The sequence below is a fragment of the Fluviibacterium sp. S390 genome (genome assembly GCF_049800695.1).
Classification (GTDB): domain Bacteria; phylum Pseudomonadota; class Alphaproteobacteria; order Rhodobacterales; family Rhodobacteraceae; genus Meridianimarinicoccus.
Genome location: NZ_JBNAFN010000006.1, coordinates 45443 through 61445, shown reverse-complemented (window position 1 = coordinate 61445; position 16003 = coordinate 45443). Strand labels below are relative to the sequence as shown.

Genomic DNA, 16003 nt, shown 5'->3' with positions numbered 1-16003 from the left:
TATGTTTTGTGAAAGTTCAAGGAGAAGGTGTCATGGCACACAGGATCGCCATACTGGGCGCAAGCGGGTACACCGGGGCCGAAATGGTCCGCCTGGTGTCGACCCATCCCAACATGGAGATCGTGGCCCTGACCGCCGACCGCAAGGCTGGCCAAAGCATGGCGCAGGTGTTTCCGCATCTGCGGCACCTGGATCTGCCGTTGCTGGTGAAGATTGACGAGGTGGATTTCTCTGACGTCGATCTGGTGGTCTGTGCCTTGCCGCACGCGACATCTCAAAGTGTAATCAGTGCCTTGCCGCGCGACGTGAAAGTCGTGGACCTGTCCGCGGACTTTCGTCTGCGCGATGCCGCAGCCTATGAAAAATGGTACGGCCAGCCGCACAGCGCCATGGATCTGCAGGCCGAGGCGGTCTACGGCCTGCCAGAATTCTACCGCGACCAGATCCGCAACGCGCGCATCGTGGCCTGCACAGGCTGCAATGCCGCCACCGGCCAATTTGCCCTGCGCCCGCTGATCAGTGCGGGCGTGATCGATCTGGATGACATCATCATCGACCTGAAGGCCGCGGTGTCGGGGGCCGGCCGCTCGCTGAAGGAAAACCTGCTGCATGCCGAGCTGTCCGAAGGCTATCACGCCTATGGTGTCGGCGGGGTGCATCGTCATCTGGGCGAGTTCGATCAGGAGTTTTCGCTGATAGCCGGGCGTCCGGTCTGGGTGCAGTTCACGCCGCATCTGATCCCCGCGAACCGCGGGATCCTTGCGACGGTCTATGTGTCCGGCGATCCGCAGACGGTACATGACACGCTGGCGCAGGCCTATGCCGACGAGCCTTTCCTGCAGGTGCTGCCCTTCGGCGAACATCCTTCGACCCGCCACGTGCGGGGATCGAATTTCGTGCATATCGGCGTGGTCGGCGATCGCCGACCGGGCCGGACCATCGTCATTGCCGCGCTCGACAACCTGACCAAGGGATCGTCGGGCATGGCCATGCAGAACGCCAACCTGATGCTGGGAGAAGAGGAGACCACCGGCCTGATGCTGGCCCCGGTCTTCCCATGAGCCAATGAAAAGTCTGAAGAAGCAACGTCGTATCCAGGTCATCATCGTCGCCGCCATCGCGCTGGCGCTGTCCACCGCGCTGATCGGCTATGCCATGCGCGACGGGATCAACTTCTTCCGCAGCCCGTCGCAGGTGGTGGCCGAACCGCCGACCGCGTCGGAGGTGTTCCGCATCGGCGGGCTGGTGGAAGAAGGCACGCTGGTGCGCGGGCAGAGCGAGACCGTCACGTTTTCCGTCACCGATGGCGGCGCCTCGGTGCCGGTGGCCTATACCGGCGTGCTGCCGGATCTGTTCGAAGAAGGCCAGGGCATGGTCGGCACCGGAAAATACGTGAACGGCACATTTGTCGCCACGGAAATTCTGGCCAAACACGACGAGACCTATATGCCCAAGGAAGTGGTGGATGCGCTGAAGGAACAGGGCGTGTATCAAGACCCCAACGAAACAGACAGCTGATCGGAGGGCACACGCCATGATCGCAGAGCTTGGACATTTCGCCCTGATTCTCGCGGCCATGGTGGCCGTGGTGCAGGCCATCGTGCCGATGATCGGCGCGCACAAGGGCTGGGACGGCTGGATGGCCTCCGCCGTGCCCGCCGCCACGACGCAGTTTTTCCTGACCGCTTTCAGCTTCTCGGCGCTGACCTATTCCTTCGTGGTGTCGGATTTCTCGCTGCGGCTGGTGGTCGAGAATTCGCACAGCCTGAAGCCGATGATCTACAAGGTCAGCGGCGTCTGGGGCAACCACGAGGGCTCGATGCTGCTCTGGGTGCTGATCCTGACCCTGTTCGGGGCCTGTGCCGCGTGGTTCGGAGGCAACCTGCCGCCAAGCCTGAAGGCGCGCGTTCTGGCGGTGCAATCCGCGGTCGCGGTGGCGTTCTTCGCCTTCATCTTGCTGACCTCCAATCCGTTCCTGCGCATGGGCATTCCGCCGATGGACGGGCAGGACCTGAACCCGCTGCTGCAGGATCCCGGTTTGGCCTTCCATCCGCCGTTCCTGTATCTGGGCTATGTCGGCCTGTCGCTGACCTTCAGCTTCGCCGTTGCCGCGCTGATCGAGGGCCGCGTCGATGCGGCCTGGGGCGGCTGGGTGCGGCCCTGGACCCTGGCGGCCTGGGTGTTCCTGACGATCGGCATCGCGCTGGGATCGTGGTGGGCCTATTACGAACTTGGCTGGGGTGGCTACTGGTTCTGGGATCCGGTGGAAAACGCCTCCTTCATGCCATGGCTTCTGGCCGCAGCACTGCTGCATTCCGCCATCGTGGTGGAAAAGCGCGAAAGCCTGAAAAGCTGGACCATCCTGCTGGCAATCCTTGCCTTCGGCTTCTCGCTGATCGGCACCTTCATCGTGCGCTCGGGTGTCATCACCTCGGTGCACGCCTTTGCCAATGATCCCGAACGCGGTGTGTTCATCCTGATGATCCTGGCGGTCTTCACCGGCGGCGCACTGACCTTGTTCGCGGCTCGCGCCTCGGCCATGCAGGCCAAGGGGGTCTTCGGGCTGGTCAGCCGCGAAAGCGCGCTGGTGGCCAATAATGTGCTGCTGGCGGTGTCCTGCTTCGTGGTGTTCATCGGCACCATCTGGCCGCTGGTGGCGGAACTGGCCTTCGGACGCAAACTGTCGGTGGGTGCGCCCTTCTTCGACGCCGCCTTCACGCCCTTCATGGTGGTGCTGGCGATCATCCTGCCCATCGGTGCGATCCTGCCGTGGAAACGCGCCAAGCTGAACCGCGCGGTCAAGCAGGTGGTACCTGCTGCCATCCTGGCCTTCCTGATCGCGGCACTGGCCTGGACCCTTCAGACCGAGAAGACCATACTTGCGCCCGTCGGACTGGCACTGGGCACCTGGGTGGTGGCCGGGTCGGCGCTGGACCTGTGGAGCCGCTGCGGCCGGGGCGACGTGGCCAGCCGCATGCGCCGTCTCATGCGTCTGCCGCGTGCCGACTATGGCAAGGCTGTGGCGCATTTTGGGCTGGGCGTGACCATGATTGGCATCTCGGCCATGAATGCCTGGCAAATCGAAGACATCCGCGTGGCCCAGATCGGCGAGCGGTTCGAGGTCGGCGCCTATGAGATCGAGCTGGCCTCGGTCGATCAGGTGCAAGGGCCGAACTACTATTCGACCATGGCCCGGATGAATGCCTATCGCGGTGACCGTCTGGTGGCCTCGCTGACCCCTGAAAAACGGGTCTATCCGGTGGCCAAGATGCCCACCACCGAAGCCGATATCGACAACGGCTTCCTGCGCGACATCTATCTGGTGATCGGCGATGCGCAGGACGACGGCGGCTGGGCGGTACGCACCTATATCAAGCCGCTGGCCAACTGGATCTGGGCCGGGGCGATCCTGATGGGGGTCGGCGGGCTGCTCAGCCTCAGCGACCGTCGCTATCGCATCGCGGCAGGGGCTGCCAAGGCCGGAGGCGGGGGCCCAACCCCCGTGGCGGCGGAATGAGCCTGCGCCCGGTTCTGGTCGCCGCCTTTCTGGCACTTGTCCCGCTGGCGGCCCCGGCGGTTCAGCCCGACGAGGTGCTCTCTGACCCGGTGCTGGAGGAACGCGCGCGCGATCTGTCCAAAGGCCTGCGCTGTCTGGTCTGCCGGAACGAGAGCATCGATGATTCCAACGCCGATCTGGCGCGTGACCTGCGGCTGCTGGTGCGCGAACGTCTGGTGGAAGGGGACAGCAACGACGAGGTCATCGACTTCGTGGTCGATCGCTATGGCGAATACGTCCTGCTGAAACCGCAGACCGATGGCTCCAACCTTGTGCTGTGGCTGGCCGGGCCACTGATGCTGCTGGTCGGCGCCAGTCTGGGCGTGGTCTATATCCGTCGCCGAAATGCGGCCCCCGAGCCCACCCTGCGCGCGTTGGATTCCAAGGAAGAACAGCGCCTGCAGGAAATCCTGAAGGAATGACCCCGCGTTCTTCTGGCTTGGGGACGATTTCCAAGTAACTTGCCCGCAACCTGGCGGAGACGGATATGGACTTTCAGACAATCGACCTGAGCATCGAGGATCACATCGCGCGGCTGACCCTCAACCGGCCCGATGTGAAGAACGCGCTCAATGCCCAGATGCGGGCCGAGATCCCGGCGGCGATCCGCATCGCGCAGGACAACGCGCGGGTGCTGGTGATGACCGGGGCCGGCGATGCCTTCTGTTCCGGGCAGGATCTGGGCGATGGCAGCGGCGCGGTGAACCTGGACATCGAACGGGTGCTGCGGGACGAATACGTGCCGATGCTGCGGGCCATCTTCGACTGCCCGATCCCGACGGTGTCGGCGGTCAACGGCACGGCCGCCGGGGCCGGGGCCAATCTTGCGCTGGCGGCAGATGTTGTCATCGGCACCGAAAGCGCGGTCTTCCTGCAAGCCTTCAGCCGCATCGGCCTGATCCCGGACGCGGGCGGCACCTATTGGCTGCCGCGCCAGATGGGCATGGCCAAGGCCATGGGGGCGGCCCTGTTCGCCGAGCCGATCCCGGCCCGCCAGGCCGCCGCCTGGGGCATGATCTGGGAAGCGGTGCCGGATGCGGACTTCAACCAGCATGTGGCCCGCCGCGCCGTGCATCTGGCCACCGGCCCGACCCAGGCCTACCGGCTGACCAAGCAGGCCCTGCGCGCCAGCATGGCCAATGATCTTGAGGCGCAACTGGCGCTTGAAGCCCAGCTTCAGGGCAAGGCCGGGGCCACCCGTGATTTCAGTGAAGGGGTTCTGGCCTTCCTGGAAAAGCGCGTGCCCGACTACCAGGGACGCTGACGGCTCTGCATGGCTGATCCCTTGCACCCCCTCAAGATGGATGCCGATGCGCTGCACGCCTTCCTGCGGGCCGAGTTCCCGCAGGTGGCCGATCTGATCGAGGTCGAAGAACTGGCGCCGATGCGCCTGCGCGTGGCCATGCCCGTGCGATCGGACAACCTGCGTCCCGGCGGCACGGTCTCTGGCCCCACCATGTTCACGCTGGCCGATCTGGGGGTCTACCTGGCGGTGCTGTCGATGGTCGGCCCCAAGGCGCTGGCGGTCACGACCAACTGTTCGATCGACTTCATGCGCAAACCCGAAGCGGGCGTCGATCTGGTGGCGGATGTAGAACTGCTGAAGTTGGGCCGCAGCCTGGCGGTCGGGGACGTGCGAATCTGGTCGCGCGGGCCGAAACGACGTGACGTCGCGCGCGCCACGTTAACCTATTCCCTGCCTTAAACTTGAACGCACGCAGGGCGCGGAGTACCTGTGTTTCAAGAGTGGGGAGCCGTGCAATGCGCGGCGTGCTTGGGCAAACCTATACCTTTGCATACGCAGCATCGCCAAAAGGGCAGATGCAAATCCGCGGCCGCCCCCCCAAATAAAGCAAGTATTCGTATGTTTATGAGTGAATGCCGCGTGCGTAACGGGGACCGCGGCCAGAAGCGTGGGAGAAGACAATGTCCAAGGCAGGGCACAAGGCGATCATCAGGGCTTTCGCCACCGCAAGTGCAGTCGCAGTTGCGGCCACAAGCGCGTTTGCCGGATCTCCCGACGCCACCACCCCCGAGCTTCTGGTCACTGAACCCCCGGTCAAGGGGTTCATCAACGATGGCGACGAATCCATCGTCGAGACGGTCTACCTGTATCTGGATGGCTGCCCGCTGGTCAGCATCACGCCCCCGGCCAATGGCAAGGGCAACCCGGTCGTCACGATGATCGAACCGGACGGCGAATGCGCCACGTCGGTGGGTCTGGCCGACAAGGCCTCGCTTGTCGTCTCGGATGAGCTTCGCGAGAACGGCGGCATGCATGTCCAGCTGTGGCAGGACGACATGTCCGACCTGGACCCGGTCGAGGACAGCCCCGGCAAATCGCTGATCGTGGAAATCTCGAACCTCTATCCGCCGGACGGCCTTCCGGGCGGCGAGGGGGAGCCGGTGTTCGCGCTTGGCACGGCCCCGTCGTTCTGGATCCCGGGTGTCTTCGGCGATCCTTCGGGCAATCTTCTGGTCGGGGTGTCCAATCCCAACGGCAATGGCGGCACGCCGCTGTTCGGCTCGGGTCCGGGAACGAACCTGGGATTCCTGGGCGGCGGTGGCGGCGGCGGGGGCAATGGATCCGGTGGCGGATCTGGCGGCGGCCCCGGCGGCGGCTCCGGCACGCCGGGCGGCGGGATCTTCCCGGGCAATGGCGGTGGCGGACCGGGCATGCCCGCGGGCGGATCGTCGCCGCAAGTTGCGCCGGTTCCGCTGCCCGCAACCCTGCTTCTGCTGCTTTGGGCGCTGACGATGATGCGCAGCTACGTGCGTCGCCGCTGACCCCGAAAACAACCCCGATTGCACGGAACATCTGCCCTTTCGGCAGATGTTCTTGTTTAACCGGGACTTAGATGGCAGAAGGTCGGGGTATTTTGATACCTTACTTGTAATACGCTCTTTTTCATCCCGAAATCCGCGTTTTCCGCTTGACCGTGGTGTCGGGTTGGCTAAAACCGCGCAATCCGAATACCGGGGGCTCTTGCCCCCAACCCAGACTAAAGGGTCATCCCAATGAAAACCTTCACAGCCAAACCGGCTGACATCGACAAGAAGTGGATCCTGATCGACGCCGAGGGCGTTGTTCTGGGCCGTCTTGCCTCGATCGTCGCCATGCGTCTGCGCGGCAAGCACAAGCCGTCCTTCACTCCGCACATGGACATGGGTGACAATGTCATCGTGATCAACGCGGACAAGATCCAGCTGACCGGCCGCAAGCGGACCGACAAGGTCTACTACCGCCACACCGGCCATCCGGGTGGCATCAAGTCGATCACCGCAGGCAAGATCCTGGAAGGCGCGCATCCCGAGCGCGTGGTGACGAAGGCCGTGCAGCGCATGCTGCCGGGCAACCGTCTGAGCCGCCAGCAGATGACCAATCTGCGCGTCTACGCCGGCGCCGAGCACCCCCATGAGGCGCAAGCCCCGGAAGTGCTGGACGTCAAGTCGATGAACACCAAGAACACGCGGAGCTGATCATGGCCGAGGAAATCAAGTCGCTCGACGCCCTGAAAGGCGCCGTTGAAACTGCCGACGTCGATCTGTCGGTTCTGGAAGATGCCGCCGAACCGCGTGAGCCGGTTCGTGACGAGCTGGGTCGGTCCTACGCCACCGGCAAGCGGAAAGACGCGGTCGCCCGTGTCTGGATCAAGCCGGGCTCCGGCAAGGTCACCGTGAACGGCAAGGACCTGAACACCTATTTCGCCCGTCCGGTGCTGCAGATGATTCTGCGCCAGCCGTTCACCGTTGCCGGTGTCGAAGACCAGTTCGACGTGATGGCCACCGTGAAGGGTGGCGGTCTTTCGGGTCAGGCCGGTGCTGTGAAGCACGGTGTCTCGAAGGCGCTGCAACTGTACGATCCGTCGCTGCGCGCCGCACTGAAGGCCGCAGGCTTCCTGACCCGCGACAGCCGCGTCGTGGAACGGAAGAAATTCGGTAAGCGCAAGGCGCGCCGGAGCTTCCAGTTCTCGAAGCGCTGATCGCGTTTCACGTTACGATCTTGCGAAAGGGCTGCTTCGGCGGCCCTTTTTGCTGTCCGGCCTCAACCGCCGCGGCTGTTCACCCCGCGTCACCGTTTTCCTTCTCGTTGTCCCTGTCTCATGCTAAGGCCGATGTAACAGCCGGTGTTTGTTGGAAACTTGTGAAAAGCGTATTCGGGAGTAGGCGATGAAATGTGTTATTCTTGCGGGCGGTCTGGGAACACGTCTGAGCGAGGAAACGGTCCGCATTCCAAAACCCATGGTCGAAATCGGCGGTCTGCCGATCCTGTGGCACATCATGAAGATCTACGGTGCCCACGGGGTCAATGAATTCGTGGTCTGCCTTGGCTATCGCGGCTACATCATCAAGGAATACTTCGCGAACTTCTATCTGCACCGGTCGGATGTCACCTTCGATCTGGCCACCGGCGAGATGACCATCAACCGCACCGAATCAGAGCCGTGGAAAGTGCATCTGGTGGACACCGGAGCCGAGTCGATGACCGGCGGGCGTCTGAAGCGGGTCATGCCCTATGTGCAGGAGGACGAGGCGTTCTGCCTGACCTATGGCGACGGGGTGGGCGATATCGACGTGCGTGCGGGGATCGACTTTCACAAGTCGCACGGCAAGCTGGCGACCGTGACTGCCGTGCCGCCACCGCGCCGGTTCGGCCAGCTGGAGCTGACCGGCCACACCGTCACCGATTTTCTGGAAAAACCGTTGGGCGACGGGGGCCTCATCAACGGCGGCTTCTTCGTCTTGTCGCCCGAGGTGGGCCGTTATCTGGATGGCGACAGCACCATCTGGGAGCGCGATCCGCTGATGAACCTGGCCCGTGATGGCGAGTTGATGGCCTTCGAGCACAGCGGCTTCTGGCAACCCATGGACACGATCCGCGAGAAACAGGAACTGGAAGCGGCCTGGGCCACCGGGAAGGCACCGTGGAAGATCTGGGAATGAGTTTCAACCGCTTCAAGGGCCGGCGCGTTCTGGTCACCGGGCACACCGGGTTCAAGGGGGCGTGGCTTTGCGCCTGGCTGGTGCGCTGCGGGGCCAGGGTGACAGGCTATGCGCTGGCGCCCGAGACCGATCCGAACCTGTGGCAACTGCTGGGCCTGTCCGAGGTCGACAGCCACATCGGCGATCTGAATGACCGCGCCGCACTGGACGCTGCCATTACCGCCAGCCAGCCAGAGTTCGTCTTTCATCTGGCCGCGCAGGCGCTGGTGCGCCGCTCATATCGCGAGCCGGTGGAAACCTTTGCCTCGAACGTGTTGGGCACCGTGCAACTGCTGGACGCACTGCGCGGGGTCGAGGGGCTGCAATCGGTGATCGTGGCGACCTCGGACAAGGCCTATGCCAATGTCGAGCAGATCTGGGGCTATCGCGAGACCGACCCGATGGGCGGGCATGATCCCTATTCGGCGTCGAAAGGGGCCACCGAACTGGCCACCGCGGCCATGCGCGCCAGTTTCTTCGAGCCGGATCAGCCGGTGCGCGTGGCCACCGTGCGCGCTGGCAATGTGATCGGCGGCGGCGACTGGGCCGAGGATCGTCTGGTCCCCGATATCGTGCGCGGCTGCCTGGGCGGTGACGGTCATGTGACCCTGCGCCAGCCGTTCTCGATCCGGCCGTGGCAGCATGTACTGGAACCGCTGTCGGGCTACATGATGCTGGCGCTGGCGCAGGTGGATCACCCAGAAATGGCCGAGGGCTGGAACTTTGGCCCCGACCGCGCCGAGGAACGCCCGGTGGACGATGTGGCGCGGGCCGTGGTGGCCGCCCTGGGACAGGGCGACATTCGCCACGATCCTGCCGCCGCCGATCTGCATGAGGCCAGATTGCTGCGTCTCGATGTGTCAAAGGCGCGGGTCGAGTTGGGCTGGCGTCCCTTGCTGGACTTCGAGCAGACCATCGACATGACCGCAGGCTGGTATGGCCGCTGGTCGCGCGGGGCCTCCGTGCGCGATCTTTGCTCTGAACAAATTGAACAGTTTGAAATGCTTATGGGGTCTTCTTGATGAATTCCGTTCCCGATTGCCGCCATTGTGGCACCCCGCTGACCCGCACCTTCGTCGATCTGGGCCTGTCGCCGCTGGCCAATTCCTATGTGCCGCCCGAGATGGCCGGCCAGTCCGAGCCTTTCTACCCGCTGCATGTGCGGGTCTGTGAAAACTGCTGGCTGGTGCAGGCCGATGACGCGGTCCCGGCGGCAGAGATCTTCTCGTCGGAATACGCCTATTTCTCCTCTTTCTCGGACAGTTGGCTGGCCCATTGCAAAGCCTATGTGGAGGCGATGACAACGCGCTTCGGGCTGGGGCCGGACGATCTGGTGGTCGAGATTGCCTCGAACGACGGCTACCTGCTGCAGTATTTCGTCGAAAAGGGCATTCCCGTGCTGGGGGTGGAGCCGTCGGGAAATGTCGCGCAGGTGGCCATCGACAAGGGCGTGCCCACGCGGGTGGAATTTTTCGGCGAGGCCTTCGCCAAGGCGCTGGTGGCCGAAGGGCAATTGCCGCGCCTGATCTGTTCGGCTAACGTGCTGGCCCATGTGCCGGACATCAATGATTTCGTGGCCGGCGTCGCCACGCTTCTGACCGGCGACGCTGTTTATACGGTCGAGTTTCCGCATCTTCTGAACCTGATCGAACAGGTGCAGTTCGACACCATCTATCACGAGCATTATTCCTATCTGTCGCTGCTGGCGGTCGAGACGATCTTTGCCAAGGCCGGGTTGCGGGTCTTTGACGTGGAAGACCTGCCGACGCACGGCGGCTCGCTGCGGGTCTTTGCCTGCCGAGATGCGGCCAGCCATGCCGAGGCGCCGGGTGTGGCCCGCGTGCGGGCCCGCGAAGCGGCGGCCAAGCTGGACCAGGTGGCGGGCTACGAAGGCTTCTCGGAAAAGGTCGAGGCGGTGCGCCGCGGGCTGCTGGGGTTCCTGGATCACGCCAAGGTCGAAGGCAGGCTGGTGGCGGCCTATGGCGCTGCGGCCAAGGGCAACACGATCCTGAATTATGCGCAGGTCGGCCCGGATCGCATCGCCTATTGCGTGGATCGCAACCCGGCCAAGCAAAACACCCTTCTGCCCGGCAGCCAGATCCCAGTGCGGCCGGTCGAGGCGCTGCGCGAGGATCGCCCGGATTACGTGCTGATCTTGCCGTGGAACCTGCGCGACGAGATCATCGCGCAACTGTCGGATCTGGCCGAGGACGGCACGCAATTCGTCACCGCCGTGCCCGAGATCCGGATTTCCTGACATGCGGGTTCTGCTGACCGGCGCCACCGGCCTGATCGGGCGGCAGACCGCCCGCGCGCTCTATGCTGCCGGGCACGATGTTTTGCCGGTGTCGCGCAGCGGGCAGGGCGGTTTGACCTGCGATCTGCTGGATGCGGGCGCCGTCGAGGGCCTGCTGTCGCGGGAGCGTCCCGAAGGGCTGATGCATCTGGCCTGGCATGCAGGGGCAGCGGATCGCTGGACGTCGCCCGCCAATCTGGACTGGGCCGCCGCGACGTTGCATCTGGCGCGACGGTTCGCCCAGCATGGCGGCAGGCGGGCGGTGTTTGCGGGCTCCTGCGCCGAATATGATTGGTCGGTATCCGAATTGTCCGAAGACTCTGCGCTGCGGCCTGCCACCCCCTATGGCGCGGCCAAGGCGGGCACCGGGCTGGCCTTGTGTGGGGCGGGATCCGCACTGAACCTGTCGCTGGCCTGGGGGCGGATCTTCTTTGTCCACGGGCCGGGAGAGCCGCGCGGGCGCTTACTGGGCGATCTGATTGCCGGGCTGCGCGCGAGGGAGCGGGTGGCCTGCACCGATGGGCTGCAGGAACGCGACTTTCTTCAGGTCGAGGATCTGGCCCGCGCGCTGGTCGCGGTGCTGGACAACGACTTGCAAGGTCCGGTCAATATCGCCAGCGGCCAGACCATCGCCGTGCGCGACCTGATCGGTGAAGTGGCGCGGCAGTTGGACGGCGAAGACCTGGTTGATCTGGGCGCCCGGCCGCGCCCCGCGTCCGATCCGGCCAGACTGGCGGCGGACACCACGCGCCTGGCCAGCATCGGGTTTCGCCCACGCCATGACCTGACGTCCGCCGTGTCGGCCACCCTGACCGACGGGAGTGCCCCGGCATGATCGGCGATCTTCTGCGTTCGCGCTTTGTGAAATTCCTTGCCGTCGGCGTGCTGAACACCGGCTTTGGCTATGCGCTGTACGCGGTGCTGGTGCTGCTGGGGCTGGGGCCGCAGGCGGCGCTGGCGCTGGCCTTTGCCTGTGGCGTGGTCTGGAACTATTTCACCCACGCGCGGCTGGTGTTCTCAGCCAAGGGCACCTCGCGGATGCCGGCCTATGCCGCTGTCTATGCCGGGCTGTACGCGCTGAACGCGGCCGGTCTGGCCGGGCTGTTGCGGCTGGGCATGGGGCCGATCGTGGCGCAGGCGGTGCTGGTGCTGCCCGCCGCCGCCCTGTCGTTCATCGCCATTTCCAAGGTGCTGACCGACCGCTTCCCGTGGGAAGGTCGCCCCGCCTAGGCGCTGTCTTCGTCGATGTTCAGACGATCTTCCTCGATCACCAGCGGGCCGCCGCGCACCTGGTTGTGGATCGCGGTGATGTATTCGCCCAGCATCCCGATGAACAGCAACTGAATGCCGCTCAGGAAGAACAGCGACACGATGATCGTCATGGTGCCGCGCGGTGCATCGCTGGGCGCGATCAGGAAGAGCAGAACCTCGAACAGCGCAAACAGGATGCAGCCCACCGCGATGACCAGCCCGGAGATCGTGCAGAACCGCATCGGCGCGCGCGAGAAGGCGAAGATCGCGTTCAGCGCCACATCGGTCAGCGCCCCCATGTTGTGCTTGGACAAACCGCGTTTGCGGGCCTTCCACGTATAGGGCACGATGATCCGCCTGAACCCGCAGGAGGCGATGATGCCCCGGATATAGGGGTAGTGGTCGTTGTGCGACAGCACCGCCTTCAGCACCTTCTTGTCAATCAGCTGGAACTCTCCGACCGACGGCTCAAGGGTCACATCCGACAGCCGGTTCAGGGTCCGGTAGAACAGGCCGCGCGCGTTGCGCAGGAAATAGCCTTCCTCGCGGATGTTGCGGGCGCCGGCCACCACGTCATAGCCGCTTTGCCACAGCTGGACGAATTCGGGGATCATCTCGGGCGGGTCTTGCAGATCGACCGGCAGCATCACCACCACCGCGTCGCCGGTGGCATAGCGCAACCCGTTGAAGGTTGACCGGAACACCCCGAAATTGCGGGCGTTTAGCACCACGCGGATCGTGGGATCCTTGGCGGCCATTTCGCGCAAGATCTCGGGCGTGCGGTCGGTCGAGGCATTGTCGACAAAGATATGTTCCAGCCGATAGTCCGGCAGGTGTTCGGCAAAGATCGCGCGGACGGTTTCATAGCATTGGAAGACGTTGTCTTCCTCGTTGTAACACGGCGAGACGACGGAAATGGTTTTCATGGTCGGCACTCCACGCAACCGTTTGACACACAACCGGCCCACCTGTGGACCGGCAGGCCTGTCCCTTGCTGATAGCGGCTGGACGGCATCGGACAAAGGGCTTTCTGGGCTTCTGTGCGCAGGCGTCACGCCCTTGGGTCAACAAGGTCAACAGGCTGTTTACAGGGGCGGGCGCAGGCACAATACTCGCCCGCAAACGGGCAACAGGAACTTCCATGACGGACTTGCGCACATCCGGGGCCAGACGCGGCCTTGCCTTGATTTCTGCGCCCTTGCTGTACGCGGTGCTGCTGCTGGCCGCGCCCATGGCCGCAATTCTGGCGTTCAGTTTCTGGACGCAGGATTATCTGACCATCGACAAAAGCTTCACCCTGACCAACTACCGCGAGGCCTTCACCGATCCGATCTATCGCGAGTTGATGATCCGGTCGCTGAAGATCGCCGGGTTGGTGACTTTGGTGACGGTGCTGCTGGCCTTTCCGGTGGCCTATTTCATCTCGTTTCACGTGCCGGCGGGGCGCAAGTCGCTGTGGATCTTCCTTGTGACGATCCCGTTCTGGACCTCCTACCTGATCCGGGTGTTTCTGTGGAAAGTGATCCTGGGCTACAACGGGGTGCTGAATTCGGGGCTGATCGGGCTGGGCCTGATCGACGAGCCGCTGACGGTGATCCTGTACAATTTCAACGCGGTGGTCATCACGCTGGCCCATGCTTTTGCACCCTTCGCGATTCTGCCGATCTTCGTGTCGCTGGAACGTATCGACCGGTCGCTGCTTGAGGCGGCGCAGGATCTGGGTGAAACGCGGCTGTCGGCGTTCTTCCGGGTGACCTTGCCGCTGGCCATGCCGGGCGTGGTGGCGGCCAGCCTGATCGTCTTCATCCCGACCATCGGGGACTATGTCACGCCACGGCTGGTGGGCGGGCCGGGTGGGCTGATGATCGCCAACATGATCCAGACGCAATTCCTGAAACTGAACAATGCGCCCATGGGCGCGACGCTGGCGGTGGTGGCCATGGTGATCGTGACGATCATTGCCCTGATCTTCGTGGCGCTGAACCGCCGCTATCTGCGGGGGCGGTCATGAGCGCGCTGTTCCGGGGCGGCTGGCTGCGGCTCTATGCGGCGCTGTACCTTGTGTTCCTGTATCTGCCGATTCTGCTGCTGCCGATCTTCGCCTTCAACAGCTCCACCGTCATCGCCTTTCCACTGAGCAACTTCACCACCGAATGGTTCGCGCAACTGGTCGAGGTCGAGGCCCTGCACGCGGCAGTTCTGACTTCGGTGCGCATTGCGATGATCACGGCCGCCGTCTCGACCCTGCTGGGCATCTGCGCCGCCCGCGCCGCCGCGCGCTACAGGTTTCCGGGCAAGGGCGGGATCATGGGGTTGATCATGCTGCCGCTGGTGCTGCCCGAAATCATCGTGGCGGTGTCGCTGCTGGTGGTGTTCCTGCAACTGGGGCTTCAGCTCAGCTCGCTGACGGTGATCCTTGGGCATGTGCTGATCTGCACGCCGTTTTCCATCGCGATCCTCAATTCGGCCTTCCAGTCGCTGGATGTCTCGCTGGAGGAAGCCGCCATCGACCTGGGTGAAAATTCCTGGGGTGTGTTCCGGCTGATCGTGCTGCCGCTGGTGATGCCGGGGATCATCTCGTCGCTGCTGATCGCCTTCACGATTTCCATGGATGAATTCATCATCGCCTTCTTCCTGTCGGGGTCTGACGCCACGCTGCCGGTCTATCTGTGGGGCCAGTTGCGCTTTCCGCAGCGGCTGCCGGTGGTCATGGCCCTGGGCACGATCCTGGTCAGCCTGTCGATCCTGCTGCTGATCCTGGCGGAATGGGCGCGGCGGCGCGGGGTGCGCAAACGCGGTGGTGCAGAAACAGGAGGGTTCCTCTGATGGCGCTCATCTCCCTTCAGGGGATCAACAAGTACTATGGCGACTATCACGCGCTGCGCGATATCAACCTCGAGATCGCCGAAGGCGAGTTCTTCTCGCTGCTGGGGCCATCGGGCTGTGGCAAGACCACGCTTCTGCGGTCAATCGCCGGGTTCGAGATGCCCGAGAACGGGGTGCTGGCCATCGACGGGCAGGACATGGCCGGGGTCGGGCCGAACCGGCGCCCGACCAACATGGTGTTTCAAAGCTATGCCATCTTCCCGCATCTGACCGTGGCTCAGAACGTCGGCTTCGGGCTGCGCAAGTCGCCCATGCCGCGCGCCGACAAGACCCGCGCCGTGGAAGAGGCGTTGGAGATGGTCGGTCTTGGCGGCTATGGCCCGCGCGCCGCGCATGCGTTGTCAGGCGGTCAGCGGCAACGGGTGGCGCTGGCCCGCGCGCTGATCCTGAAGCCAAAGGTGCTGTTGCTGGATGAACCGCTGTCGGCGCTGGACAAGAAACTGCGCGAGCAGATGCAGACCGAGTTGCGGCGCCTGCAACGGCAGGTGGGCATCACCTTCATCCTTGTCACCCACGATCAGGAAGAAGCCCTGATCATGTCCGACCGCATCGCGGTGATGTTCGAAGGCGCGATCGCGCAGGTGGATACGCCCGAAGGCCTGTACCTGCGGCCCAACAGCCGCAAGGTGGGCGAATTCATCGGCATGATGAACCTGCTGCCCGGGGCCTTGCGCCAGGATGGCGCGCATCTGCTGGCCGATATTCCGGGACTGGGCGCAGTGGCCCTGCCGCGTGACTTCCTGCCCGACGGCGCAGCACCGGGACCGATGACCTTCGGCTTGCGGCCCGAATCCATGTCGGTGCTGTTCACCTCGTCGGAACTGCCCACCGGCAAGTTCGTCGATGGGGTGGTCGAGGATCGCGCCTATTACGGCGACATGACCTATTACGAGATTGCCTTGCAGGGCGGGCAGGCACCGGTCACCTGTTCCATGAAGAACATGATCAGCCGTCCGGTGCTGTCGCGCGGCGATGCCATCCGGCTGGCGTGGGAACCCGGCGCGCTGATCCCCTTTGCCGAGACCTGAAGG

Annotated in this window: 18 protein-coding genes; 17 read left to right on the top strand and 1 reads right to left on the bottom strand. The window is 64.0% G+C overall.

What is annotated here, in order from left to right:
- Positions 1-32 precede the first annotated feature (32 nt).
- The 14 genes from argC to ACP15K_RS06625 all read left to right on the top strand — a co-directional run bounded on the left by argC (position 33) and on the right by ACP15K_RS06625 (position 12065).
- The gene (argC, locus tag ACP15K_RS06690) at positions 33-1061 is read left to right on the top strand and encodes an N-acetyl-gamma-glutamyl-phosphate reductase (RefSeq protein ID WP_424990118.1); all 1029 of its coding nucleotides are present in this window, start codon (positions 33-35) and stop codon (positions 1059-1061) included.
- Positions 1062-1065: 4 nt separating this feature from the next.
- Entirely contained in the window at positions 1066-1518 is a 453-nt protein-coding gene (gene ccmE / locus ACP15K_RS06685; RefSeq protein WP_193141090.1) for a cytochrome c maturation protein CcmE, read from the top strand.
- 16 nt (positions 1519-1534) lie between these two features.
- The gene (locus ACP15K_RS06680; RefSeq protein ID WP_424990117.1) at positions 1535-3517 is read left to right on the top strand and encodes a heme lyase CcmF/NrfE family subunit; all 1983 of its coding nucleotides are present in this window, start codon (positions 1535-1537) and stop codon (positions 3515-3517) included.
- Positions 3514-3978: a cytochrome c-type biogenesis protein gene (locus ACP15K_RS06675; RefSeq protein WP_193141088.1), complete on the top strand. Its 465-nt coding sequence runs from the start codon at positions 3514-3516 to the stop codon at positions 3976-3978. The genes ACP15K_RS06680 and ACP15K_RS06675 overlap by 4 nt, the downstream gene beginning before the upstream one ends.
- 65 nt (positions 3979-4043) lie before the next feature.
- Entirely contained in the window at positions 4044-4820 is a 777-nt protein-coding gene (locus ACP15K_RS06670) for an enoyl-CoA hydratase-related protein (RefSeq protein ID WP_193141087.1), read from the top strand.
- A 9-nt stretch (positions 4821-4829) separates the two neighbouring features.
- A complete protein-coding gene (locus ACP15K_RS06665) occupies positions 4830-5261 on the top strand; it encodes a PaaI family thioesterase (RefSeq protein WP_424990116.1) in 432 nt (143 codons plus the stop codon).
- A gap of 221 nt (positions 5262-5482) precedes the next feature.
- Positions 5483-6343 (top strand): hypothetical protein, encoded by an 861-nt coding sequence (locus tag ACP15K_RS06660; RefSeq protein WP_193141241.1) that lies wholly within the window; start codon positions 5483-5485, stop codon positions 6341-6343.
- 231 nt (positions 6344-6574) lie between these two features.
- A complete protein-coding gene (rplM, locus tag ACP15K_RS06655; protein ID WP_193141086.1) occupies positions 6575-7036 on the top strand; it encodes a 50S ribosomal protein L13 in 462 nt (153 codons plus the stop codon).
- Between the two features lie 2 nt (positions 7037-7038).
- Positions 7039-7539, top strand: a complete 501-nt coding sequence (gene rpsI, locus ACP15K_RS06650) for a 30S ribosomal protein S9 (protein ID WP_193141085.1) — start codon at positions 7039-7041, stop codon at positions 7537-7539.
- 187 nt (positions 7540-7726) lie between these two features.
- Positions 7727-8500, top strand: coding sequence for a glucose-1-phosphate cytidylyltransferase (gene rfbF, locus ACP15K_RS06645; protein WP_193141084.1), 774 nt, complete (start codon positions 7727-7729; stop codon positions 8498-8500).
- Positions 8482-9561, top strand: coding sequence for a CDP-glucose 4,6-dehydratase (gene rfbG / locus ACP15K_RS06640; RefSeq protein ID WP_319022445.1), 1080 nt, complete (start codon positions 8482-8484; stop codon positions 9559-9561). Before rfbF ends, rfbG begins: the two co-directional genes overlap by 19 nt.
- Positions 9561-10796 carry a class I SAM-dependent methyltransferase gene (locus ACP15K_RS06635; protein ID WP_193141083.1) on the top strand — a complete coding sequence of 412 codons (1236 nt, stop codon included), beginning with the start codon at positions 9561-9563 and terminating at the stop codon, positions 10794-10796. Before rfbG ends, ACP15K_RS06635 begins: the two co-directional genes overlap by 1 nt.
- 1 nt (position 10797) lies before the next feature.
- Entirely contained in the window at positions 10798-11670 is an 873-nt protein-coding gene (locus tag ACP15K_RS06630; RefSeq protein WP_424990115.1) for an NAD-dependent epimerase/dehydratase family protein, read from the top strand.
- Positions 11667-12065 carry a GtrA family protein gene (locus ACP15K_RS06625; RefSeq protein WP_193141081.1) on the top strand — a complete coding sequence of 133 codons (399 nt, stop codon included), beginning with the start codon at positions 11667-11669 and terminating at the stop codon, positions 12063-12065. The genes ACP15K_RS06630 and ACP15K_RS06625 overlap by 4 nt, the downstream gene beginning before the upstream one ends.
- Here the strand turns inward: ACP15K_RS06625 and ACP15K_RS06620 are convergent.
- Positions 12062-13012, bottom strand: coding sequence for a glycosyltransferase family 2 protein (locus ACP15K_RS06620; protein WP_193141080.1), 951 nt, complete (start codon positions 13010-13012; stop codon positions 12062-12064). The two genes, ACP15K_RS06625 and ACP15K_RS06620, sit on opposite strands and share 4 nt — an antisense overlap.
- A gap of 215 nt (positions 13013-13227) precedes the next feature.
- On the opposite strand from ACP15K_RS06620, the gene ACP15K_RS06615 reads away from it, so the two are divergent.
- Genes ACP15K_RS06615 through ACP15K_RS06605 form a run of 3 tightly spaced genes read left to right on the top strand, consistent with a single transcriptional unit; the run spans position 13228 to position 16000 of the window.
- On the top strand, positions 13228-14097 hold the full coding sequence (locus ACP15K_RS06615) for an ABC transporter permease (protein WP_193141079.1): 870 nt from the start codon (positions 13228-13230) through the stop codon (positions 14095-14097).
- Positions 14094-14912, top strand: coding sequence for an ABC transporter permease (locus ACP15K_RS06610; RefSeq protein ID WP_424990114.1), 819 nt, complete (start codon positions 14094-14096; stop codon positions 14910-14912). Before ACP15K_RS06615 ends, ACP15K_RS06610 begins: the two co-directional genes overlap by 4 nt.
- Positions 14912-16000 (top strand): ABC transporter ATP-binding protein, encoded by a 1089-nt coding sequence (locus tag ACP15K_RS06605; RefSeq protein WP_424990113.1) that lies wholly within the window; start codon positions 14912-14914, stop codon positions 15998-16000. Before ACP15K_RS06610 ends, ACP15K_RS06605 begins: the two co-directional genes overlap by 1 nt.
- Positions 16001-16003 lie beyond the last annotated feature (3 nt).

What these genes read in the sequence shown, in the direction of transcription:
- argC (WP_424990118.1), top strand. Translation starts at nt 33, where the DNA reads ATGGCACACAGGATCGCCATACTGGGCGCAAGCGGGTACACCGGGGCC.
- ccmE (WP_193141090.1), top strand. Translation starts at nt 1,066, where the DNA reads ATGAAAAGTCTGAAGAAGCAACGTCGTATCCAGGTCATCATCGTCGCC.
- ACP15K_RS06680 (WP_424990117.1), top strand. Translation starts at nt 1,535, where the DNA reads ATGATCGCAGAGCTTGGACATTTCGCCCTGATTCTCGCGGCCATGGTG.
- ACP15K_RS06675 (WP_193141088.1), top strand. Translation starts at nt 3,514, where the DNA reads ATGAGCCTGCGCCCGGTTCTGGTCGCCGCCTTTCTGGCACTTGTCCCG.
- ACP15K_RS06670 (WP_193141087.1), top strand. Translation starts at nt 4,044, where the DNA reads ATGGACTTTCAGACAATCGACCTGAGCATCGAGGATCACATCGCGCGG.
- ACP15K_RS06665 (WP_424990116.1), top strand. Translation starts at nt 4,830, where the DNA reads ATGGCTGATCCCTTGCACCCCCTCAAGATGGATGCCGATGCGCTGCAC.
- ACP15K_RS06660 (WP_193141241.1), top strand. Translation starts at nt 5,483, where the DNA reads ATGTCCAAGGCAGGGCACAAGGCGATCATCAGGGCTTTCGCCACCGCA.
- rplM (WP_193141086.1), top strand. Translation starts at nt 6,575, where the DNA reads ATGAAAACCTTCACAGCCAAACCGGCTGACATCGACAAGAAGTGGATC.
- rpsI (WP_193141085.1), top strand. Translation starts at nt 7,039, where the DNA reads ATGGCCGAGGAAATCAAGTCGCTCGACGCCCTGAAAGGCGCCGTTGAA.
- rfbF (WP_193141084.1), top strand. Translation starts at nt 7,727, where the DNA reads ATGAAATGTGTTATTCTTGCGGGCGGTCTGGGAACACGTCTGAGCGAG.
- ACP15K_RS06635 (WP_193141083.1), top strand. Translation starts at nt 9,561, where the DNA reads ATGAATTCCGTTCCCGATTGCCGCCATTGTGGCACCCCGCTGACCCGC.
- ACP15K_RS06630 (WP_424990115.1), top strand. Translation starts at nt 10,798, where the DNA reads ATGCGGGTTCTGCTGACCGGCGCCACCGGCCTGATCGGGCGGCAGACC.
- ACP15K_RS06625 (WP_193141081.1), top strand. Translation starts at nt 11,667, where the DNA reads ATGATCGGCGATCTTCTGCGTTCGCGCTTTGTGAAATTCCTTGCCGTC.
- ACP15K_RS06620 (WP_193141080.1), bottom strand. Translation starts at nt 13,012, where the DNA reads ATGAAAACCATTTCCGTCGTCTCGCCGTGTTACAACGAGGAAGACAAC.
- ACP15K_RS06615 (WP_193141079.1), top strand. Translation starts at nt 13,228, where the DNA reads ATGACGGACTTGCGCACATCCGGGGCCAGACGCGGCCTTGCCTTGATT.
- ACP15K_RS06610 (WP_424990114.1), top strand. Translation starts at nt 14,094, where the DNA reads ATGAGCGCGCTGTTCCGGGGCGGCTGGCTGCGGCTCTATGCGGCGCTG.
- ACP15K_RS06605 (WP_424990113.1), top strand. Translation starts at nt 14,912, where the DNA reads ATGGCGCTCATCTCCCTTCAGGGGATCAACAAGTACTATGGCGACTAT.